This window comes from Niveispirillum cyanobacteriorum (assembly GCF_002868735.1).
Lineage (GTDB): Bacteria > Pseudomonadota > Alphaproteobacteria > Azospirillales > Azospirillaceae > Niveispirillum > Niveispirillum cyanobacteriorum.
The window spans coordinates 225,338-245,238 of the sequence record NZ_CP025612.1 but is presented as its reverse complement, the minus strand read 5'-3'; the positions used below and the strand labels follow the sequence as shown (position 1 = coordinate 245,238).

Below are 19,901 nucleotides of genomic sequence, written 5' to 3'. Positions count from 1 at the left end.
TTGCCATGGCGGGGCTGACGGGAACGGCGGCGCAGCGCATCGGGCAATTGCTGCAGGCGGGCCTTGCCGCGCAGAAGGCGGGACGCGCGGTCCAGGCCGAACAGGCCTACAGGCAGGTGCTGACCATTGATCCGCGCAATCCCGACGCCTGGCAGCTTCTGGGCCTGCTGGCGAAGAATGCGGGCCGGCCCGACCTTGCCGTGGATTACATGCGCCGCTCACTGGACGCCAATCCGCGGCAGCCGGGGGTGTGGAGCAATCTGGGCAATCTGCATCTGGCGGAGCAGCGAGCCGCCGATGCCCTGACCTGTTACGACCGGGCCATCGCCCTCATGCCGGGAAATGCGGAATTCCAGTATCATCGCGGCAAGGCACTGCATGCGATGCGGCGCCTGGATGAGGCGCAGAAGGCCTGTGCCGCCGCCCTGAAACTCTCGCCCCAGCATCTGCCCAGCTTGTTGATGCTGGGCCTTATCCATGGCGATGCAGAGCAGCTGGCAGAGGCAGAAGCGGCGCTGATAAGCGCCCGCACGCTGGCGCCCGATCATCCCCTGGTTCTGATCAACCTCGCCTCCATCCTGCGCCGGCAGCATCGATATGCCGATGCGGAGCCGCTTGTGCGGCAGGCCGTGGCGGTCGCCCCGCAGTCAAAGGATGCCTGGCTGCTGCTGGGCAATCTGATGGGGGATTTGAGCCGGCATGAGGAAAGCATTCAGGCCTTCCAGACCGCGATCCAGCATGACCCGCTGGACCGGGACGCCCACCGCAACCTTGCCCGCCGGCTCTGGACCTTGGGGCGGCTGGATAATGTGTTCGACGCCATCTACGCCGTGATGCGGGCACAGCCAAAATCGGCCCGCGCCCTGGATATCGCCGCAGAATTGCAGGCGGAGTTCGGCTTCGTCGATGCGGCGATGCAGAATTGTGCCCTGGCCCTGTCACTGGCCCCAACCGATCCGTCGGTGTTGCGCCGTCAGGCCAGCTTGCTGCTGCGGGCCGACCGGCCAACCGAAGCGGTGCCAGTGCTGCGGCAGCTGCTGGAGGCCCATCCGGACAACCTGTCTCTGCACAATGATCTCGCCCTGGCCCTGCTGCGGTCCGGCGACCGGCACGGCGCGCGCGACATGGCCCGCCACACATTGACGGCCTTTCCGTATGACCAGTACAGCCTCGCCCTGCTCGGTACGCTCAGCCGGCTGGATGGCGATAGCGGCAATGGCGAGATCGATGGCTGTGTCGCCGTATTTGATCTACCCGCACCCCAGGGCTGGGCCGATCTGGACACGTTCCTGGCCGAAACACTGACGCTGCTGGACAGGCTGCACGACACGGTCAATGAACCGATCCACCTGACCCTGCGCAAGGGCACGCAAACCAGCGCCAATCTGTTCGCACAACGCGACGACGCACCTATTGTGGTTCTGCGTGAGCAGATTCTGGCCACTGTGCGCGCCTATGTCGACGCGATGCCCGACCGCCCGGAGCACCCCTATTTCGGGCGGCGGGGCAAGGGACTGGCCTTTGCCGGCTCCTGGTCATCGCGCCTGCGTGATGGGGGATTCCACACCCACCATATCCATCCCGAAGGCTGGATCAGCGGCGTCTATTACCTGCAGGTGCCGCCGGCAGCCGATACCGGCGACCAGTCGGGGTGGCTGACCTTCGGTGTTCCCAATCTGGGACCAGAGGTCAGCCTGCCCGCCCTGCATGCCGTACAGCCGAAGCCGGGCCGGCTGGTGTTGTTTCCATCCTATTTCTGGCACGGGACCGTGCCGTTTCAGGATGAGATCCCGCGCATCACCATCGCCTTTGATCTGGTCCCGGCCTGACCAAAGCTGTTTTCAATTGAACTGAAACAGCTCCGGCGGCGACCGCCGCCGCACGGCACATGTCGGTAGCCAAGCTGCGGATGCAGCGCCGGCGATTGAGGAGAACGAAACGTTACATCAGCGCCGGCGCCCGATCTCCACATCCAGAACCAGCGACGGGCCACGGCCATAGTCGCGATAGATGATGGTGGCCGGCGGGCGCGGCGGCGGTACGTAGTAGTGGTAGTATACCGGCGGCGGGGGCGGTCGGTGATAATGGTGGTGGTGATGGCGACCACCCCGATGATCATACCCGCGATCATAATAATGATGATGGTGGTGCTGCCGGTCACGGTCATGACGGCCACCGGCCAGCGCATCCCCAACCGGGGACAGGGACATCAGGGCTGCCGCCAGGGCGGCCAGGGAAAGCATGCGTTTCATCTTCATATCCTATCCACTGCCATGGACATGAAGGCAGGTTGACGCCGCATCGCGGCTAGAATGGGGCAACGGGGCGGCAGGAAAGCGCCAAACCCTGTGACCATTTCAAGCCGGAACCCCAAATGAAAATGGCGGAGCCGAAGCCCCGCCATTCCCATACTCACATTCAAAGGCGATCAGATCAGAACTTGACCTGGGCGCCCATGAACACGTAACGGCCCATCGAGTCGTACACGCCCGGATAGGTGTTGCCGTTGCCGAACACGGCAGCCAGCACGCCCGACAGCGGCGGGTCCTTGTCGAACACGTTGTTCACGCCGAGCGACAGCGACAGGTTCTCGATCGGGCTGTAGGTGGCAGCCACGTCGATGTAGTTGTACGCATCGAACTTGCGGTTCAGCGGGTTCACAGCAGCGCTCAGCAGCGGGTTCGGCGAAGCGGCCTGCGCCTTCACGCTGGAGATGTAGCGCCAGGAGACCGACAGGTTGGCATCCCACGGGGTCGCCCAGGTGGTGCGCAGACGGTGACGCCATTCGGGGGTCGGCACGCCGCAGGTGGAGCCATGGTAGCCCACGCAGTCGTACACGCCTTCACCCGGCAGCGGCTCGCTCTTGGCGGTATCCATCCAGGTACCGACCATGCTGAAAGCCACGGAGCCGGCATCGGCCAGACCCACGTCTTCCAGATCGAAGCGGTAGGCCAGATCGACGTCGATGCCCGAGGTAGACAGCGAAGCGATGTTGACGTTGGTCGCCTTGACGTTGGCGATGGTGCCGATCCACAGCGAACCGGAGGTCGGATCGCGGGTGATCAGCGAGCAGTAAGCGGCATTGCCGGTCGTGCCGCAGAGATTGACGGCCAGATCAGGCGGAACGGTCGAGATGACGTCCTTGATCTTGATCTTGAAGTAGTCAACCGTCAGCGTCAGGCCTTCGATCACCGACGGGGTGGCCACGAAGCCGATCGAGTAGGTGTCAGACGTTTCCGGCTGCAGGTTCGGGTTACCACCGTCCAGCGAGTTATACTGACCAGCGGAGTTGTCCAGGATGCGGCCATACTGGGCAGCGGTCACGCCCATGTTGGCGCACTGGGCAGCCGTGAACTGCGGAGCCGTACCGGCGCAGGGATCCGTGTCCATGTTGAACAGGCCCAGGCCCTGCGGCGTGAACAGTTCCTGGACGTTCGGGGCGCGGACGGCGCGGTTGTAGCTACCACGGATACGCAGATCATCGATCGGCGCCCAGTCACCGGCCACCTTGTAGGTGTCGGTGCCACCGAAGTTCGAGTAATCCGAATAACGGTAGCCCAGGTCCAGGGTCAGCTGCTTGACGAACGGAGCGTCTTCGATCAGCGGAACGCGCATTTCGCCGAACAGTTCGGTCACGTCGAAGCCGCCGGCAACGCCCAGCGTCGGGCCGCCCTGACCAGCCAGATCGCCAGTGGCGAAGGCGCTGTCCACGGTGCGCTGCAGGTACTCTTCACGATATTCCGCACCCAGAGCGATGGCGACGCCCGTGGAAGCGGTCGGGAAGGTCAGGCCATAGTCGCCCAGGTCCTTCGAGATGCTGCCCGAGGCCAACTTCTGCTCGGTGTAACCGCGCTGGAAGCCGGGGGTCTGCAGGAAGTCCAGAGCAGCCTGGGTCACGCCACCCGGCGTGAAGATGTTGTACGGGGCGCAGCCATTGCTGTCGTCGCGGCAGACGATCTGGCCGGCGGCGTTACGGACGGCGTCCAGCGACTGACCGATACGGGAGATCGAGAAGTCGTTGTAGTAGGTCTGGGCAAAGTTGACGCGGGCATACTGGCCATAGACGTCATAGTCCCAGCCGCCGACATCACCCTTGAAGCCGCCGGTCATGCGCCAGGAGGTGTGCTGCAGGTCAGACTGACGACCGCCACCTTCCGTGTTACGACGGAACAGCGTCATGTTGACGGTGTTGCTGGTGCCGGCCAGCGAGCCGCAATACTGCGTGCGCTGAGCAGCGGACAGCATGGCGTTATCGCAACGGATGTTGAACGACTGGCCAAAGATGCCGGACGGAGCGATCTGGGCAACCGTCTGGTTGTCCATGAACATCAGCTGCGTGTAGGCAGTAACGTTCTCGTTGATCTCGTACTTGCCGAAAGCGCCCAGCGTGTAACGCTCGTCCGGACGCTGATAGTAGTTCAGCGGGCCGAAATTGTAGGGCTGGTAGTACGGAACAAACACACCGGCATCGTTCAGCTGGCCGTTGGCCGGGGCGGTGCCGCCGCCGACAGTGCCGGTGGTCAGAACGATACGGGTCGGGAAGGTGGTGCCGGAACCGGAGCAGTTCCACACGCCGGCGCCAGCGGCAACCGTACAAGCGGAATAGTCACGCTCGGACTGCAGGATGGCATCGATCTTACGGTAGCCGGCATACAGGGTCACGTTGCCCTTGCCGTCTTCGGTGGAGGCGCCCATCACGACGGTGGCGTCGCGGGTGAAGCCGTCGGTCACGCTGTCGTCGGGCAGCGGATAGCGACCGCGGTTCACGGCGTCGCGAGCCGGGCCATTGTCGTTATTGTGCTGGTAGAAGGAGAACTGATAGTCGAAAGCCACGCCTTCGAAATCGTCCTTCATGATGAAGTTCACAACGCCGGCGACGGCGTCGGAGCCGTACACGGCAGAGGCGCCGCCGGTGGCCACTTCAACACGCTCGATCAGCGCGCCGGGGATCTGGTTGATGTCGGGAGCGGAGCCGCCCGAACCCGGGGAACCCGGCGGCAGACGCTTGCCGTCGACCAGAACCAGCGTACGGGACGGGCCCAGGTTACGCAGGTCGATGGTGGCGGTACCGGTCGAGCCGTTCGAGACCTGGCTGGTCTGGCTGGCGAAAGCCTGCGGCAGGCTGTTGACCAGGTCTTCGACGCGGGTCGTGCCCTGGTACTTGATTTCGTCCTGACCGACCACGGTGATCGGCGACGTCGAAACCAGGTTCGGCGACGCAATGCGCGAACCGGTGACGACGATTTCTTCAATCTCCTGGGCCATGGCCGGAGCGGCGGTCATGGCGACGGCGCTCACAGCGGCGCCGGCCATCAGAAGGCCGCGGATCGACCGCGCGGAATATACGGACTGCTTCATCTATCTCTTTCCCTTTTCCAGGTGCCCGTTGGTGGACACCGATTGGGTTGCCCCAGACTCCAGACCCCCGTTCAGGGCCGGAACCACCCACCGTTTCCATCAGGTCTGGAGACCAAGGTCGCGATGAGCCGCATAGCTGCTGCCCGCAAATAACAATCTATTCTCTCGCGCTTGCAATAGGTGTTTCACATTGGTGACTCAACATTGCTGAAGACCGTTGCATCTTTGCACTTGCATAGACCGAAAGGCAGAGATTCCGCGCCTCGGACGCATGGAACAGTGTGACAGCACGGTACCGCCTTGTAACAGGCGGGTTTCAAGGCTTCAGGCCGCTTCCGGTGGCCCCTTCCGGTCATTTTGCGACGCAAAAATCGTTGCCAGCGAAACGTTCAGCATTTCGCGACCCGCTTGCTCGGCATTTGTGATCAATCCGGCCGTGTCGGCTGCCCAACCCGTATCCAGACGCTCCACCATGACATTCTCGCCACGAATCGCGAGGTCCAGGGCCAGGCGCAGATCGGCCAAACTGGCCCGGTTCAGGTCACGCGAAACCATCCAGGCGCCGCGTCCCGACCGTTCCACCCAATGTGATTTTCGCAAGGATTCCAGCATGTCATCGATCACGACGCCACCCACCGGCACGCGGCGCGACAGCGCCTCGCGCTTCAATCCCACCCCGTGCCGGCTGGCCTGATACAAGGCATCCAGTAGGGCCAGCGCCACCATCAGACGCTGCCCGGTGGCAAGCCCCCCTTCCTCCCCGTTCAGCCGCCCCGCCCGCCACTCCGGCAGCGACGCCGCCAGTTCGGCACCGAACAGCACCACGGACCAGAGCAGGTAGAGCCACAGCAGGAAGGTCGGCACCACCGACAGGGCGCCATAGATCGCCTCATATGTCGGAAACAGGGTCAGGTAGAAGGAAAAGCCGGTCTTGGCCAGCTCTGTCGCCAGCCCGGCCACAGCCCCGCCGGCCAGCGCATCCTTCCAGGCCACCTCCCGGTTGGGGATGGCCACATACATCAAGGTAAAGGCCGCCGTTTCAAACAGGAACGGCACCAGGGACAGTGCGAAGGCCAGTCCCGGATCACCATCCGCCTTCATCCGGGCCAGGGCGCCCAGACCCAGCGACAGGCTGGCCCCCAGCAGCAGCGGCGCCATGGTCAGCACAGCCCAGAAGGACAGAAGCCGTGTCAGCAAAGGACGCGGTTCCGCCGCCCGCCAGATGGAATTCAGCGCCCCTTCGATGGAGAAGAACAGCAGGATGGCCGTGATGGTCAGACCGACCACGCCCAGGCCCGTCAGAGCGCCGGCCTTGGCCACGAACGTGCCAGCATAGGACTGTATCTGATCGCCCACCTGCGGCACCAGACTCTGGAACAACAGGGTTTCCGCCTGCTGCCGCAGCCGCCGATAGGCGGGAAAGGCCGTGAAGATCGCGAACACGACCGTCAGCAGCGGCACCAGGGCCAGCAGCGTCGTATAGGTCAGGGCAGAGGCTGACACAAACCCCTTATCCCGCGCAAAACGGCGGGCGGCATGGGCCAGGATGGTGTGCCCGTCACGCAGCAGCCGCAACAGGTTGCGCATCCTTGTCCCCGAAAACCCTGACCCGCCTGCCATGCGTTTGACCCTCGATTTCGTTCGTGTAGGATGCGCCCCGATTTATGGCCGACCGGCCATGGCGGAGAGAAGAGAATGACGAACAGCGCCACCACCCAGATCAGCAGCGGCCTGATGGCCGGCAAGCGCGGCCTCATCATGGGTGTCGCCAATGACCGTTCCATCGCCTGGGGCATCGCCCAGGTCGCGGCCCAGCATGGCGCCCAGCTTGCCTTCACCTATCAGGGCGACGCCCTGCTGAAGCGCGTGAAGCCGCTGGCCGATCAGGTTGGTTCCGATATCCTGCTGCCTTGTGACGTAACGGATGAGGCCAGCATTGACGCGGCCTTCGAAACGATCAAGGAAAAGTGGGGCGGCCTGGATTTCGTGGTGCATGCCATCGCCTTTTCCGACAAGAACGAGTTGGACGGGCTGTACCTCAATACCACGCGCGGCAACTTCCTGAAGAGCCTGGATATTTCCTGCTACAGCTTCACCGCCGTGGCCCAGCGCGCGGTGCCCCTGATGAAGGAAGGCGGCAGCCTGCTGACGCTGTCCTATTACGGGGCGGAAAAGGTGATGCCGCATTATAATGTCATGGGCGTGGCCAAGGCGGCGCTGGAAACCAGCGTCAAGTACCTGGCCAACGACCTGGGTCCGCAGGGCATCCGCGTCAATTCCATCTCCGCCGGCCCGATCAAGACGCTGGCCGCCAGCGGCATCGGCGATTTCCGCTATATCCTGAAATGGAATGAGCTGAACGCGCCCCTGCGCCGCAACGTCACCATCACCGAGGTGGGCAATGCCGGCCTGTTCCTGCTGTCAGACCTGGGCAGCGGCGTGACGGGTGAGAACCTGCATGTCGACAGCGGCTATCACACCGTCGGCATGGTGCAGGTGGACGCCGCCGTTGAGACGGGCAAGCTGCTGGCCGGCATGGGCGAGGGCTGATTTCAAAATGGCGGGCAACAGCTTCGGTACCCTGTTCCGGTTCACCACCTTCGGCGAAAGCCATGGCCCGGCCATCGGCTGCATCGTGGATGGGGTGCCGTCGCGCCTGCACCTGGATGAGGTGTTCATCCAGACCTTTCTGGACAAGCGCAAGCCCGGCCAGAGCAAATATGTCACGCAGCGGCGCGAGCCGGACAGCGTGCAGATCAAGTCCGGCGTGTTCGAGGGCCTGACCACGGGCACGCCCATCATGCTGTTCATCGAGAACGAGGATCAGCGGTCCAAGGATTACGGGGACATCAAGGACAAGTTCCGCCCCGGCCATGCCGACTTCACCTATGATGCTAAATATGGCATCCGCGATTATCGCGGCGGCGGTCGTTCGTCCGCGCGCGAAACGGCCAGCCGCGTGGCCGCCGGTGCTGTGGCCCGCCGGGTGCTGGAAACCGCGCCCGGCGGCGGCATCAGTATCCGCGCCGCCATGGTACAGATGGGGCCGCACAAGGTGGACCGGTCTCGCTGGGACTGGGCACAGGTCGATCAGAACCCGTTCTTCTGCCCCGATCCCGTGATGGCCGAACAATGGGCCGAGTATCTGGACGGTATCCGTAAGGCCGGGTCCTCCGTTGGCGCGGTCATTGAGGTCGTGGCCAGCGGCGTTCCTGCCGGGTGGGGGGAGCCGATCTATGACAAGCTGGACAGCGATCTGGCCCAGGCCATGATGACCATCAACGCCGTCAAGGGCGTGGAAATCGGTGCCGGGTTCGACGCCGCCTCCCTGACCGGTGAGGAAAACGCCGATCAGATGCGGCTCGGTCCGGACGGCAAGCCTGTGTTCCTGTCCAACCATGCCGGCGGTATCTTGGGTGGAATCTCCACGGGCCAGGATATCGTGGTTCGTTTCGCTGTCAAACCGACCTCCTCCATCCTGACCCCGCGTCAAACGGTGGATCGTTTCGGTAACGAAGCGGATATTCTGACTAAGGGCCGCCACGATCCCTGCGTCGGCATCCGCGCCGTGCCGGTGGGTGAGGCGATGATGGCGACCGTCCTTGCAGACCATTTCCTGCGCGCCCGCGCCTTGGGGCAATGAAAATGCCGTACCTGACCCAAGACCAGATCGACGCCTATCACCGGGACGGGTTCCTGGTGCTACCGGGCTTTGCCAGTGATGCCGCCTGTGACGCGCTGATGGCCCAGGCTGGACGGCTGGTCGATGGGTTTGATGCCGATGCCCATGCCTCGGTCTTCTCCACGGTCAACCAGCAGAAGACCTCCGACGATTATTTCATGTCGTCGGGCAACCAGATCCGCTTCTTCTTTGAGGAAGAGGCGTTTGATACGGCAGGGCGCCTGCGTCAGGAAAAGCATCTGTCGATCAACAAGATCGGCCATGCCATGCATGATCGCGACCCGGTGTTCGATGGCTTTTCCCGTGATGCCCGGCTGGGCGCCATCGCCGGCGATATCGGCATGGCGAAGCCCCTGCTGATGCAGTCGATGTATATCTTCAAGCAGCCACATATCGGTGGCGAGGTGGTGTGCCATCAGGACAGCACCTTCCTTTACACCGAACCGATGAGCGTGGTTGGCTTCTGGTTCGCGGTGCAGGATGCGACCCTGGATAATGGCTGCATGTGGGCCCTGCCGGGCGGGCACAAGGCTGGTCTTAAGAAGCGCTTCAACCGCGCTGTTGGTGGCGGCGTGACGATGGAAGTGCTGGATGACAGCCCCTGGCCTGACTGCACGCCCGAGAATGGCTACGTCCCTCTGCCGGCCAAACGCGGCACCCTGATCCTGCTGCACGGCCTGCTGCCGCACCTGTCGGGGCCGAACCGGTCCGACAAGTCTCGCCATGCGTACACGATCCATGTGGTCGATGGCGCCTGCGGTTACCCGGCCAGCAACTGGCTGCAACGCCCCGCCGACGACCCGGCACGCGGCTTTACGCATTAGTTGCCGCAAGAAACGGAATGATAGAATTATCTCTTTCCAATAATACTATGTTGTGTGTTTTTCTCTCAGTATGTTGCGAATTTCAACAAGCGCTGCGGTAGCTTCTTCATTTTCAGGTACACTTAAAACATTCATCGAAATTGACGAGGATCCATTTAATAACTGAACCATGCCTTTTCTTATTAGTGCCTGTTCATTCTCCAACGTCTCATAAGCGACAGGATTATAAAAATCCCGCTCCAACTCTACTTTTGGAATATTATATCCAAGATACTCTGCTATTTCATAGAGCATGTTAACAAACAACTCGCCACGCGTTTTTGCCCACAACTCGGTGGACATATCTTTCCTCGATAAGTGATTCATGTACGTCGCCCAATGCTCTCTAATGCATTTCAATTTCCTTCCTTTTCCATAAAAATCCAATGGGATCGCATTTATAGCCTGTACATGCTCTGGGGCTAAATTCATCAGCCGAGTGGTCATAAGTGTTCTGAATATCGCCAGACGGCGATCATTAGTTTCGCGAGAACGTTCAATGTGTTTTTGTATACGAACGGCAATTATTGGGCCGAGGAAGGTCGCGATTACAATGGCTATATCAGTAAATTTAATCGTCCAATCCACAGCAACCTCCCGCAGACTTCTGCAATCTTGAACTTAGTTGATTTTTATGAATTCGCCAAGGACAGCCGCACTCGTTTCAAACCCCTTGACTCGCACTTAAATATGTAACCTACTGGTTACCTATGAGGGATGATCTGTACCAGCTTGACGAGGCGGCGACTGATGCAGTGTTCCAGGCTCTGGCCAGCCGGGAACGGCGGCGGCTGCTGGACCTGATCCGGGGCAACCCCGGCTGCATCGTCGCGGACCTGCTGTCAGCGTTCGAGATGAGCCGGATTGGCGTGCTGAAACATCTGCGCGTTCTGGAAGAGGCGGATCTGGTCGTGTCGGAAAAGGCGGGGCGGGAACGACGGCTGTACGTCAACACCCTGCCGCTGCGCGCCATCCACCGCCGCTGGTCGGATGAGTTTGATGATTTCTGGGCCGGCAAGCTGCTGGACCTGAAGGACAAGATCGAAGCAGGCTCATGACAGGGGGAGATATCATGGGGGATGAGAACAAGAAGGTTTTCCGCACCAAAATCAAAGGCTCGGTAGAGGCCATCTGGCGGGAACTGACCAAGACTGACACACCACAGCAGGCGGTGTTCAACGCCCTGATGGTCAATACCGGCTTTCATACTGGGGCGGCGGTACAGATGCGCACAGCTGACCGCCGCCGCACCCTGGTGGTGGGGGAGGTGCTGGAATATGACCCGCCCCGCCGCTTTGCCCACACGTTCCGCTTCACACAGTTCGACGATGCCCCCTGCACCGTCATCTATGAACTGTTCCCACAAGCCGACGGCATCGTGGAGGTCACCTTGACCGTGGAGAACATTCCCCACGGCACCCGTACGGCCAAGGAAATGGACCAGGGCGGCACCAACATCCTGGCCAACCTGAAATCCGTGGTGGAGACGGGCACGGTGCCCTTTGGCACGCGGGTGATGTACGCGATGTTCGGCGTGATGGGCTTCGTCCTGCCCAAGCGCACGCTGGCCGAGAACTGGCCCTTGCAAGACCGCGACGCCGGTTGAAGCCCCAATAACAAGCAAAGTCAGGGAGAGAGATATGATCATGCGCAACTGGCTGGCCGCCATCGGCCTGATCCTGGCCATGCTACTGGGCCAGACCCCGGCGCAGGCCGCCGACACCGACCCATTCACTGATATTGCCGGCATGGTAGGCAAAAGCTGGCGCGGCGAGGGCACCGGCCCCGATGGCAAGCCGATGGTGGATCAATCCCGCTGGGAATGGGCGCTGGGCGGCAAGGCGGTGCGCATCACCCACATTCTGGGCGACCTGTCCTATGGCGGGGAAACGCTGGTCTTTTGGGACAAGCCGCGCAAGACCATGATCTATCACTATTTCACGACCGCCGGTTTCCACACCCAGGGCGTGATGCGCGCCGAGGGGCCAGGCAAGCTGGTGGCCGAGGAAGATGTGGCCGGCCATCCCAAGATCAGCAAGGTGCGCTCCACCCTGACCCTGAAGGATGGGGTCCTGACCAATCAGGCGGAGTTCCTGTCCGACGGAAAATGGACACCGGGCCACACCATCACCTATCGCGAGGCGGCGACGGCGGAGCTGCCGCCCTTCCCCAAAGCCCGGTAAAGGGCTATCAACGGCTGTCGAGCTTCAACTCGATCCGGCGGTTCAACGCCAGGGACGCCGGGCTGTTGCCCGGCTCCAGCGGCTGGAACTCGCCAAAGCCCGTGGCGGCCAGCCGTTCCGGCGGCACCCCCATCTGGACCAGAAAATTCACGACGGAGATGGCACGCGCCGTCGACAGTTCCCAATTGCTGGCCCAGCGTCCGGATTTGATGGGCACCACATCCGTGTGGCCATCGACGCGCAGGATCCAGTTAATCTCCGGCGGCATCTGCGCCGTCAGTTCCAAAAGCGTCTTGGCCAGCCGGCCCAACTGTACCTGCCCCGCCTCCCCCAATTCGGCAGAGCCGCTGTCAAACAGCACTTCGGACTGGAACACGAACCGGTCGCCGACGATGCGCACATCATCGCGGTTGCCCAGAATTTCACGCAGCCGGCCAAAGAATTCAGACCGAAACCGCGCCAGTTCCGCCACTTTGCCGGCCAGGGCGGCATTCAGGCGCTTGCCCAGTTCGGCGATTTGCACCTCCTGCTCTTTGGCTTTCGCTTCCGATGCATCCAGGCTGGTGACTAATTGCTGGAGCTGGGCACGCAGGGCGGCGATCTGCTGGTTCAACAACGCCACCTCATTGCGGGCCGCCGCGCTGATCTTGCGCTCTTCCTCCAGATCCCTGGTCAGGCCGGCGATGCGTTCATCCGCCGTGGCCGCCGTGGCCGCCGCATCCGCCGTCCCGCCCATGGCGTCGATACGGGCCTGCAGCGCCTCCTTCTCCGCCAGGGTTGCGCGCAACCGGTCGGTCAGCTGCCCGAAATCGGCCTGCATGCGGGCATTGCTGTCGCGTTCAAGCGCCAGGGCGTCGGCCAGCTGTGCCACCCGGCTTTGCAGATCGGCCAATTGCCGGTCGCGACCCTGTAGCGCGCTGGTCAGATAGAACTGGCCCAGCACGAACACCATCAGCAGGAAGATGACGACCATGGTCAGGCTGGACAGCGCATCCACCCAACCGGGCCAGATATCGACCTTCTCCCCCCGTGATCCGCGCCGCCGGACATAGGCCATGGATCAGCGCTCCGTATCGCCCAGTGCCGCCACCGTCCGGGCCAGGATCTTGATCTCGCTGCGCAATTCCTGGGTGGACTGGATACGCCCCTGCGTTGTCTCCTCCAGCAGGCGGGCGGTGTAAAGCTCCAGATTGCGGATATGGGCGCGGGTCGCCTCGTCCAGACCCAAGCCGCCGCCATTGGACAGGCTTTCGGCCAGACGCAGCATCACCTGCTGCTCGGTCCGCATCTGGTCGGTCAGGGCGACGATGCGCTCCGTCAGTTGCACCAACTGCTGGTGCTGGAGCTTTCGCCCCTCCTCCGCACCGGCCATGGTGAATTGCAGCCGTTCGATATTCTCCGCCGTCTGTTCCAGAAGGGCCTGGATATAGACGGGAACCGACGCGCCCCCACCGGACCCGCCACCCGCTTCCACATCGCCCAGCGCGCCGCTGGACAGCCGCGTGATGCCGGCCAGCCAATCCTCCAGCTCGGTATAGAACCGGTTCTGCGCCTGCCCGGCTTGTAACTCCAGGAACCCCAGCACCAGCGATCCCGCTAACCCGAACAGGGAGGAGGAGAAGGCCATGCCCATCCCCGACAGGGGCGCCGACAGGCCGGCCTGCAAATTGCCGAACACGCCCGCCACATCGGCATTGTCGAAACTGAGGCCGGAAATGACGGTGCCGATGGAGGATACGGTCTGCAACAGGCCCCAGAAGGTGCCCAGCAATCCCAAGAAGATCAGGAGCCCGATCAGATACTTGGAAATCTCCCGCCCTTCATCCAGTCGCGTGCCGACCCCGTCCAGCAGCGACCGGCTGGCTACCGTCGACAGGGTGAAGCGTCCGCCCTGGCGTTCACCCAGCATCCGGGCCATGGGGGCCAGCAGGCGGGGTTGCGTGTCCGGCGCGCGGTTGGCCGTGAAGGCTTCCAGCCACGCCACCTCCGGCCCCAGCATCGTGACCTGCCGGAAGATGAACCAGATACCCAGCAGCAGGGTGAACAGGATCAGGCCATTCAAAGCCGGATTGGCCAGAAACGCCTGAATCAGGGATGGCAGCAGAACCGCCGCGATCAATGCCACGGCCAGGGCGAACAGCGCCATGCGCGTCAGGAACCGGCGTGGCCGGCTGGCCGGCGGTTCTACCGTGGGGGGGCGCTCGGGCGGTGCGGCAGGCGTGCGACGGTCAGCGGAAAGCGTCATGGGCGGATCACCAGATCAACGCGGTCGGGGGCCGTTGCCGGTGCAGTGGTGCCTGCGGCACTCCCTTCCGCAAACACCAGCAGGCGCAGCGGATCAAGGCCAAGCTGCACCAGCCGGTCCCGCAGAGCGCGGGCGCGCAACAGGGCGATGCGCCGGGCATCGGTCGGTCGGGTGGTCTGGCTGCTGGCATAGGCGCGCAGCTCCAGCCGTTCCGCCGGATGGGCCTTCAGCCGCGCCACGATATCGGCCAGCACGGCATCGGTACCCGATGGCAGGATTTCCGCCCCCGGCGGGTACAGGAGCGTGCTGCGCTCCGCCGGCATGCGCGCCGGCTCAGGCCCCGTGGCGGAACCGGGGAAGCGGGATGGTGGCAGTTCCGAAACCGGTGCAGCGGGGATGTCGCCCTGATCCGGCACGCCGGGCGTCGGCGGCAACGTCAGGTCGGGGGTCGCCGGTACCGTGATGGGGGCACGCGCAGCGGCGGGCGGCGGGTTGGCCGGCAATGGTCCGATACTATTCTGCGCCATGGCGCCGGACAGGGGTGCCAGCGCCAGAAGCAGCAACAGGGTGGAGAAAGTGGGGATGCGCATCATCATGCCGGCCAGGAAATCGGAAGATTATGGCCGCGCCATGTCACAGGCACCATAGCAGCCACCGGCAGAACGATAGCGGACCGAGGCCGCCCCGGCCACCCTTAGTAAGACTAATTACACCCCGGACGCCGGCGGCGGGGGCGGCGGTGATGCGGGATGGGCAGGCACCACCTGCTTCACCAGCCCACCGGCCAGTTCCATCAGCCGGTCGGCAGACGCTCCATCCTTGATGGCCTGATGCAGGGCCACAAGGTCCCCCGCCATGGACAGCTTATGCTGTTCCACCCGCTGGTCGGCTTTGGCCCGGGCAATGGCGTCATTGGCAGCAGCGGTATCGGCGGCACCGCCCTTGAACATGGCCTGAACGGTCTCGACCAGCCTTTGCAACACGGAGTTCACCATGCTGGCCGAATAACCGCCCAGCAGGGCCAGAAGCGGCTTGCCCAGCGTGGCGGAACTGCCGCCCGTGGCGTTGCCCTGGGCATCCAGCGTTTCCGGCCCGCCCAGCGGCACCAGCTGCGAGATCAGCAGGCCCGCGATGATGCCCAGCACGATGCGGATCCAGTAGGAACTGTCCAGTCGGGGATCATATGTCCCGGCCTGGATGAACCAATACGCCGTCGACAGCGCGTTGAAACAGGCCCCCAGCCCCGCCGCACTCATCAGGAAAATCAGCACATGCAGCAGGTGGTCCGAATCGATGGTGTAGATATCCTGCCGGATGGTGGTGGCGTTTATGTGCTCCGACAGGCTGGCCATGATGAAACAGGCCAGAAAGAAAATGGCCGCGAGCAACAACCGCCGGATATTGGGAAGGGGACCGAAACTGGACCAGAATCGCCCCGCGAACGGATCATCGGCCAACAGGCGGATGGTGCGGGGGCTGGCAGGCGCCACCAGCGAAGCCAGTTGATTATGCAGCTTCGCCAGATCGGCCAGCGGCGGCGGTGCGTCCCCATCCAGAATCGACAATCGGGCGATTACATCCGCCGGCATCGAGGTTCCGTTGCCCAGGATGTAGCGGACCATCGCATCCACTTCCCGGCGCAATGACAGCCCGATATCGGCCCCTAAGGCGCCTGCCGATCCCGCCATATCCCCATCACCCATCATCGCCCCCGTCAAGTGATAGGATAACTTAACTGTTTAGTTGTATGACGGGAAGGTGCAGGGACGGATTTCGATATTGGGTGCAGCAAAAAAGGGCGATGGAAGGTGTCCATCGCCCTTGCTAAATTCTGACAACTAACGCCGACCATCAGGGTATCTGTGTTTCGACGCCAGTCTGGTTACGGGGTGGCGGGGCTGCTTCCCTCTCACGCCGTGCTTCTTCCTGTGCCTGACGGCGTTGCTCCTGAATGCGGCGGGCATTCTCCTCGGCGGCCTGACGACGGTCATCGTCGGCGCGGCGGCGGGCGTCATCCTCTGCCTGACGGCGCGCTTCACTTTCGGCCTGACGGCGCTGTTCCTCTGCCCGGCGTGCCCCCTCCTCGGCAGCCTGCCGGCGATCATCATCCGCCTGACGGCGTGCATCGCTCTCGGCCTGACGGCGCTGCTCCTCCATCCTACGGGCCCCCTCCTCGGCGGCACGGCGGGCGTCATCCTCTGCCTGACGACGTGCATCGCTCTCGGCCTGACGGCGCTGCTCCTCTGCCCGACGCGCACCCTCCTCGGCGGCCCGCCGGCGGTCATCATCCGCCTGACGACGTGCATCATTCTCGGCCTGACGGCGCTGCTCCTCTGCCCGGCGTGCGCCCTCTTCGGCGGCCCGACGGCGATCATCATCCGCCTGACGACGTGCATCGCTCTCGGCCTGCCGGCGCGCTTCGCTCTCTGCCTGCCGGCGTTGTTCTTCAAGACGGCGGCCTGCATCCTCGGCCTCGCGGCGGCGATCATCGTCTCTGCCGCGCACCTCTTCCTGTGCCCGGCGGCGCTGATCCTCCAGGCGACGGGCGGCCTCTTCGGCATCCCGGCGGCGGCGCATGTCGTCATCGGACGGGCGCGGCGGCGGCTGCACGATGGGCGGCCGTTCGTAACGGCGGCGTTCATCCTCGGCCCGGCGGCGTTCCTCTTCTGCACGACGGCGGGCATCCTCCGCTCGGCGACGATCCTGTTCGGCGCGGGCCCGGTCGCGGTCGCGTTCACGCTCCCAGCGCGCCCGGTCACGCTCCCATTCGCGGCGACGACGCTCATGCTCCCAATAAAGTTCGCGGCGGCGCTGTTCCCACAGATAGGCATCCCACCGGGCCCGGTCGCGTTCCAGCTCCCAGATCATCCGGTCATAGTCGGGATCGCGGTAGGTTTCCTCATAGTAGCCGCCGCCAGACCGGGGGGCACCGCTGTCGCTCCAGATGATGGCACCCGCCGATCCGCCGCCGCTGCCACGCACGGCGGGAAGGGTGGCGGGTGTGCTGACCATCAGGGACAGCAATTCCTTGCGCTCATCCGGGGTCAGGGCGCGGGCCGGCGTGTTGGTGGCCGGATCACCAGCACAGATGCGGCGGAACTCCTCCACACGTGGGCTGGACAACGGAACGTTGGGCCAGATGTCCGGCGCCAGGGACGACAGCTCCAGCACAAGCCGCAGCTGTTCGGCCGCCTCATCCGCCGTCAGGGCGCGGCCGGGAATTCCGGCATCGGGATTGCCCATACAGACCAGGCGTAGTTCCGACAGGCGCCAGGAACCGGCGGCGATCTGGCGGTTGCGCATCTCCCCTTCCTTGATGGCAGGATCGGCGGCGCAGGCACCAAGCCCCAGCAACAGGGCGGCGGCGAACGAAACGGGCAGAAAACGGCTACGCATGATTATTGGCCCCGGGAGGCAGTCACCGGCGCCATTCGCCGGCTACCCCATTTGGCGTGCCACGAATGGCGGAATTGAGACGGAACAGCAGCGTTTCCGGGACGGTACCGAAAAATCACGGATTGAACCAGGAAAGCCCTAAATAAACCGCTTCCATCAGCAGCAGGACCGCCCCCGTCACCCGCAGTACCTTGGGGTTGCGCTGCCATGGATAGGCCCGATAGGCGCGCTGCTCGTCGAGATAACGGTCGTCCCCTGCCAGCATGCGACGTTCGATATGGCGTGTCTGCCATTGCGGCGTAATCAGCAGGACGAGGGCGGTAATCGTCGGCGCGATCAGCGAAATCAGGTGAATGTCCATGATCTCCTCCCGGCTGGCACCACAAGGTTAAGGCACCAGCCGTCATACCCGCAATCAGATACCGCCGCCCATCTGCTGCTGTTCACGGCGGAACGGATGGGCCGGATAGACGCCCAGGAACTTCACCTCGCTGGCGAAGAAGCCCAGTTCCTCCATGGCCAGCCGCAGGGAGCGTTCCTCCGGATGGCCTTCAACGTCGATATAGAACTGCGCCGCCGTGAAACGGCCATCCACCAGATAGCTTTCCAGCTTGGTGATGTTCACACCATTGGTCGCAAACCCGCCTAACGCCTTATACAGGGCCGCCGGACGTGACCGGACTCGAAAGACAAAGGTGGTGACGCTGTCGGTACCGCGTTCCGGTACGCTGGGTTCCCGCGCCAGGATCAGGAAACGGGTGGTATTGTGGGTCGCATCCTCGATCCCCTTGGCCAGAACCTGAAGGCCGTAGATCTCAGCGGCCAGATCAGACGAGATGGCCCCCTTGGACGGGTCGTTCCAGCGGGCCACGTCGGCGGCCGCACCCGCCGTATCAGCATTATTGACGGGCTTCAGGCCGCGTTCGCGCAGGTAATTGCGGCACTGGGACAGGGCCTGGATATGGGAATGGACCTCGGTCAGCCCCTCCATCGTCGCACCCTGGGGTGCAACCAGGCAATGAACCACGCGCTGATAATGCTCACCAATGATATGCAGCCCGCCATGGGGCAGCAAATGGTGGATATCGGCGACGCGGCCCGCGACCGAATTCTCTACCGGGATCATGGCCAGCTTGGCCTTACCCTCATGCACCGCGGCAAACGCATCCTCAAACGAAGCGCAGGGCAGCGTGACCATGTCGGGGAAAACGCTGCGGCAGGCCAGGTCGGAATTGGCACCGGGTGCGCCCTGGTAGGCGATGGTAGAGGCGGGCATGGGAGGGGCTCTGTCTGTCGATGAGGCGATGGGCGGGATGCCGTGAATCACGGCGTGGGCGATGGGGCCAGCATATGGCGGGCGCGGTCAAGGTCTTCGATGGTATCCACCCCCAGCGGCACGATGTCCACCCGCGCCAGCGCGATGGTCATGCCATTGGCCAGGGCGCGAAGCTGTTCCAGCTTTTCACGCTGCTCCAACTGTGCCGGGGGCAAGGAGACGAACCGTTCCAGGGCGATGCGGCGATAGGCGTACAGCCCGATATGGTGGAACAGAGGCCCGTCGCCCCAGGGTGCCGTGGCGCGGGTGAAATAGAGTGCGCGGCCCGTGTCGGCACCCGGAAGCATCTCCACCACGGCCTTCACCACATTGGGATTCGTACGCTCTGCCGCCTCGGTGATCACGGCACCCAGCGTGGCGATATCCACGCCTGGGTCGGACAAAGGGCCGAACACGGCGCGGATAACGGCAGGGTCGATGGTGGGCAGGTCGCCCTGTACATTGACGATGGCGTCGTACTTCCCCTCGGGGTCGATGCGGCATACCGCCTCCCACACCCGGTCAGAGCCTGACGGATGGTCCGGGTCGGTCAGGACAGCGGTGCCACCGGCCTGGATCACGGCATCGACGATGGCCTGTTCGGCCGCCGCGACAATCACGGGGCCGATCCCCGCCTCCATGGCGCGGCGCCAGACATGCACGATCATCGGTGCACCGTGAATGTCGGCCAGCGGCTTATCCGGCAGGCGCGTGGAACCCAAGCGGGCGGGGATTACCACCAGCGGACGGGCGACGGGAGCGGCGGTCGGGGGACAGTTCGGATCGGTCATGGTTTTCCCGTGCGACATTTGGTCCGCCGGGTCAAGGCGGAAAGCCATGTGCGTTCTTGCATCCTTAC

Annotated in this window: 19 protein-coding genes; 7 read left to right on the top strand and 12 right to left on the bottom strand. The window is 63.4% G+C overall.

Annotated elements, in window-relative coordinates:
- The first annotated feature begins 5 nt into the window (after positions 1 to 5).
- The gene (locus tag C0V82_RS17050) at positions 6 to 1,829 is read left to right on the top strand and encodes a tetratricopeptide repeat protein (RefSeq protein WP_102113670.1); all 1,824 of its coding nucleotides are present in this window, start codon (positions 6 to 8) and stop codon (positions 1,827 to 1,829) included.
- A 117-nt stretch (positions 1,830 to 1,946) separates the two neighbouring features.
- Here C0V82_RS17050 and C0V82_RS17045 read toward each other — a convergent pair whose 3' ends face one another.
- The 3 genes from C0V82_RS17045 to C0V82_RS17035 form a co-directional block, all read right to left on the bottom strand.
- Positions 1,947 to 2,252, bottom strand: coding sequence for a hypothetical protein (locus C0V82_RS17045; protein ID WP_158660006.1), 306 nt, complete (start codon positions 2,250 to 2,252; stop codon positions 1,947 to 1,949).
- Positions 2,253 to 2,433: 181 nt separating this feature from the next.
- Entirely contained in the window at positions 2,434 to 5,358 is a 2,925-nt protein-coding gene (locus C0V82_RS17040) for a TonB-dependent receptor domain-containing protein (RefSeq protein ID WP_199772574.1), read from the bottom strand.
- A gap of 324 nt (positions 5,359 to 5,682) precedes the next feature.
- Entirely contained in the window at positions 5,683 to 6,945 is a 1,263-nt protein-coding gene (locus tag C0V82_RS17035) for a YihY family inner membrane protein (protein WP_158660005.1), read from the bottom strand.
- A 108-nt stretch (positions 6,946 to 7,053) separates the two neighbouring features.
- Here C0V82_RS17035 and fabI point away from each other — a divergent pair, with 108 nt between their 5' ends.
- From fabI to C0V82_RS17020, 3 genes are read left to right on the top strand one after another with little or no spacing between them, the layout of a single operon-like run.
- Entirely contained in the window at positions 7,054 to 7,908 is an 855-nt protein-coding gene (gene fabI, locus C0V82_RS17030) for an enoyl-ACP reductase FabI (protein ID WP_245924269.1), read from the top strand.
- Between the two features lie 7 nt (positions 7,909 to 7,915).
- Positions 7,916 to 9,001 carry a chorismate synthase gene (gene aroC / locus C0V82_RS17025; RefSeq protein ID WP_102113667.1) on the top strand — a complete coding sequence of 362 codons (1,086 nt, stop codon included), beginning with the start codon at positions 7,916 to 7,918 and terminating at the stop codon, positions 8,999 to 9,001.
- A 2-nt stretch (positions 9,002 to 9,003) separates the two neighbouring features.
- Positions 9,004 to 9,864 carry a phytanoyl-CoA dioxygenase family protein gene (locus C0V82_RS17020; protein WP_102113666.1) on the top strand — a complete coding sequence of 287 codons (861 nt, stop codon included), beginning with the start codon at positions 9,004 to 9,006 and terminating at the stop codon, positions 9,862 to 9,864.
- Positions 9,865 to 9,909: 45 nt separating this feature from the next.
- On the opposite strand, the gene C0V82_RS26970 is transcribed toward C0V82_RS17020, so the two are convergent.
- The gene (locus C0V82_RS26970; RefSeq protein ID WP_158660004.1) at positions 9,910 to 10,491 is read right to left on the bottom strand and encodes a DUF6680 family protein; all 582 of its coding nucleotides are present in this window, start codon (positions 10,489 to 10,491) and stop codon (positions 9,910 to 9,912) included.
- 122 nt (positions 10,492 to 10,613) lie between these two features.
- Here C0V82_RS26970 and C0V82_RS17015 point away from each other — a divergent pair, with 122 nt between their 5' ends.
- The 3 genes from C0V82_RS17015 to C0V82_RS17005 are packed head-to-tail and all read left to right on the top strand — an operon-like array spanning position 10,614 to position 12,086.
- Positions 10,614 to 10,961: an ArsR/SmtB family transcription factor gene (locus C0V82_RS17015; protein ID WP_102113665.1), complete on the top strand. Its 348-nt coding sequence runs from the start codon at positions 10,614 to 10,616 to the stop codon at positions 10,959 to 10,961.
- A gap of 14 nt (positions 10,962 to 10,975) precedes the next feature.
- The gene (locus tag C0V82_RS17010; RefSeq protein WP_158660003.1) at positions 10,976 to 11,509 is read left to right on the top strand and encodes an SRPBCC domain-containing protein; all 534 of its coding nucleotides are present in this window, start codon (positions 10,976 to 10,978) and stop codon (positions 11,507 to 11,509) included.
- Between the two features lie 34 nt (positions 11,510 to 11,543).
- A complete protein-coding gene (locus C0V82_RS17005; RefSeq protein WP_102113663.1) occupies positions 11,544 to 12,086 on the top strand; it encodes a hypothetical protein in 543 nt (180 codons plus the stop codon).
- Between the two features lie 7 nt (positions 12,087 to 12,093).
- Here the strand turns inward: C0V82_RS17005 and C0V82_RS17000 are convergent, their stop codons facing one another.
- From C0V82_RS17000 to C0V82_RS16965, 8 genes are all read right to left on the bottom strand, one after another.
- A complete protein-coding gene (locus C0V82_RS17000) occupies positions 12,094 to 13,143 on the bottom strand; it encodes a peptidoglycan -binding protein (protein ID WP_102113662.1) in 1,050 nt (349 codons plus the stop codon).
- A 3-nt stretch (positions 13,144 to 13,146) separates the two neighbouring features.
- Positions 13,147 to 14,331 (bottom strand): flagellar motor protein MotA, encoded by a 1,185-nt coding sequence (locus C0V82_RS16995; RefSeq protein ID WP_370466034.1) that lies wholly within the window; start codon positions 14,329 to 14,331, stop codon positions 13,147 to 13,149.
- Complete coding sequence (locus C0V82_RS16990; RefSeq protein WP_158660002.1) at positions 14,328 to 14,927, bottom strand: OmpA family protein; 600 nt, start codon at positions 14,925 to 14,927, stop codon at positions 14,328 to 14,330. The genes C0V82_RS16995 and C0V82_RS16990 overlap by 4 nt, the downstream gene beginning before the upstream one ends.
- A 111-nt stretch (positions 14,928 to 15,038) precedes the next feature.
- Positions 15,039 to 16,037 carry a hypothetical protein gene (locus C0V82_RS16985; protein ID WP_102113660.1) on the bottom strand — a complete coding sequence of 333 codons (999 nt, stop codon included), beginning with the start codon at positions 16,035 to 16,037 and terminating at the stop codon, positions 15,039 to 15,041.
- A gap of 145 nt (positions 16,038 to 16,182) precedes the next feature.
- Positions 16,183 to 17,727 carry a hypothetical protein gene (locus C0V82_RS16980; RefSeq protein ID WP_102113659.1) on the bottom strand — a complete coding sequence of 515 codons (1,545 nt, stop codon included), beginning with the start codon at positions 17,725 to 17,727 and terminating at the stop codon, positions 16,183 to 16,185.
- Between the two features lie 115 nt (positions 17,728 to 17,842).
- Positions 17,843 to 18,088, bottom strand: a complete 246-nt coding sequence (locus C0V82_RS16975) for a hypothetical protein (protein WP_102113658.1) — start codon at positions 18,086 to 18,088, stop codon at positions 17,843 to 17,845.
- A 54-nt stretch (positions 18,089 to 18,142) separates the two neighbouring features.
- Entirely contained in the window at positions 18,143 to 19,003 is an 861-nt protein-coding gene (locus C0V82_RS16970) for a prephenate dehydratase (RefSeq protein ID WP_102113657.1), read from the bottom strand.
- Between the two features lie 47 nt (positions 19,004 to 19,050).
- Positions 19,051 to 19,833 carry a 3-deoxy-manno-octulosonate cytidylyltransferase gene (locus C0V82_RS16965; RefSeq protein ID WP_102114358.1) on the bottom strand — a complete coding sequence of 261 codons (783 nt, stop codon included), beginning with the start codon at positions 19,831 to 19,833 and terminating at the stop codon, positions 19,051 to 19,053.
- Positions 19,834 to 19,901: the final 68 nt, after the last annotated feature.

Excerpts from the sequence above, each read along its gene's own strand:
- C0V82_RS17050 (WP_102113670.1), top strand. The coding sequence starts at position 6 with ATGGCGGGGCTGACGGGAACGGCGGCGCAGCGCATCGGGCAATTGCTG.
- C0V82_RS17045 (WP_158660006.1), bottom strand. The coding sequence starts at position 2,252 with ATGAAACGCATGCTTTCCCTGGCCGCCCTGGCGGCAGCCCTGATGTCC.
- C0V82_RS17040 (WP_199772574.1), bottom strand. The coding sequence starts at position 5,358 with ATGAAGCAGTCCGTATATTCCGCGCGGTCGATCCGCGGCCTTCTGATG.
- C0V82_RS17035 (WP_158660005.1), bottom strand. The coding sequence starts at position 6,945 with ATGCGCAACCTGTTGCGGCTGCTGCGTGACGGGCACACCATCCTGGCC.
- fabI (WP_245924269.1), top strand. The coding sequence starts at position 7,054 with ATGACGAACAGCGCCACCACCCAGATCAGCAGCGGCCTGATGGCCGGC.
- aroC (WP_102113667.1), top strand. The coding sequence starts at position 7,916 with ATGGCGGGCAACAGCTTCGGTACCCTGTTCCGGTTCACCACCTTCGGC.
- C0V82_RS17020 (WP_102113666.1), top strand. The coding sequence starts at position 9,004 with ATGCCGTACCTGACCCAAGACCAGATCGACGCCTATCACCGGGACGGG.
- C0V82_RS17015 (WP_102113665.1), top strand. The coding sequence starts at position 10,614 with ATGAGGGATGATCTGTACCAGCTTGACGAGGCGGCGACTGATGCAGTG.
- C0V82_RS17010 (WP_158660003.1), top strand. The coding sequence starts at position 10,976 with ATGGGGGATGAGAACAAGAAGGTTTTCCGCACCAAAATCAAAGGCTCG.
- C0V82_RS17005 (WP_102113663.1), top strand. The coding sequence starts at position 11,544 with ATGATCATGCGCAACTGGCTGGCCGCCATCGGCCTGATCCTGGCCATG.
- C0V82_RS17000 (WP_102113662.1), bottom strand. The coding sequence starts at position 13,143 with ATGGCCTATGTCCGGCGGCGCGGATCACGGGGGGAGAAGGTCGATATC.
- C0V82_RS16995 (WP_370466034.1), bottom strand. The coding sequence starts at position 14,331 with ATGACGCTTTCCGCTGACCGTCGCACGCCTGCCGCACCGCCCGAGCGC.
- C0V82_RS16990 (WP_158660002.1), bottom strand. The coding sequence starts at position 14,927 with ATGATGATGCGCATCCCCACTTTCTCCACCCTGTTGCTGCTTCTGGCG.
- C0V82_RS16985 (WP_102113660.1), bottom strand. The coding sequence starts at position 16,037 with ATGATGGGTGATGGGGATATGGCGGGATCGGCAGGCGCCTTAGGGGCC.
- C0V82_RS16980 (WP_102113659.1), bottom strand. The coding sequence starts at position 17,727 with ATGCGTAGCCGTTTTCTGCCCGTTTCGTTCGCCGCCGCCCTGTTGCTG.
- C0V82_RS16975 (WP_102113658.1), bottom strand. The coding sequence starts at position 18,088 with ATGGACATTCACCTGATTTCGCTGATCGCGCCGACGATTACCGCCCTC.
- C0V82_RS16970 (WP_102113657.1), bottom strand. The coding sequence starts at position 19,003 with ATGCCCGCCTCTACCATCGCCTACCAGGGCGCACCCGGTGCCAATTCC.
- C0V82_RS16965 (WP_102114358.1), bottom strand. The coding sequence starts at position 19,833 with ATGACCGATCCGAACTGTCCCCCGACCGCCGCTCCCGTCGCCCGTCCG.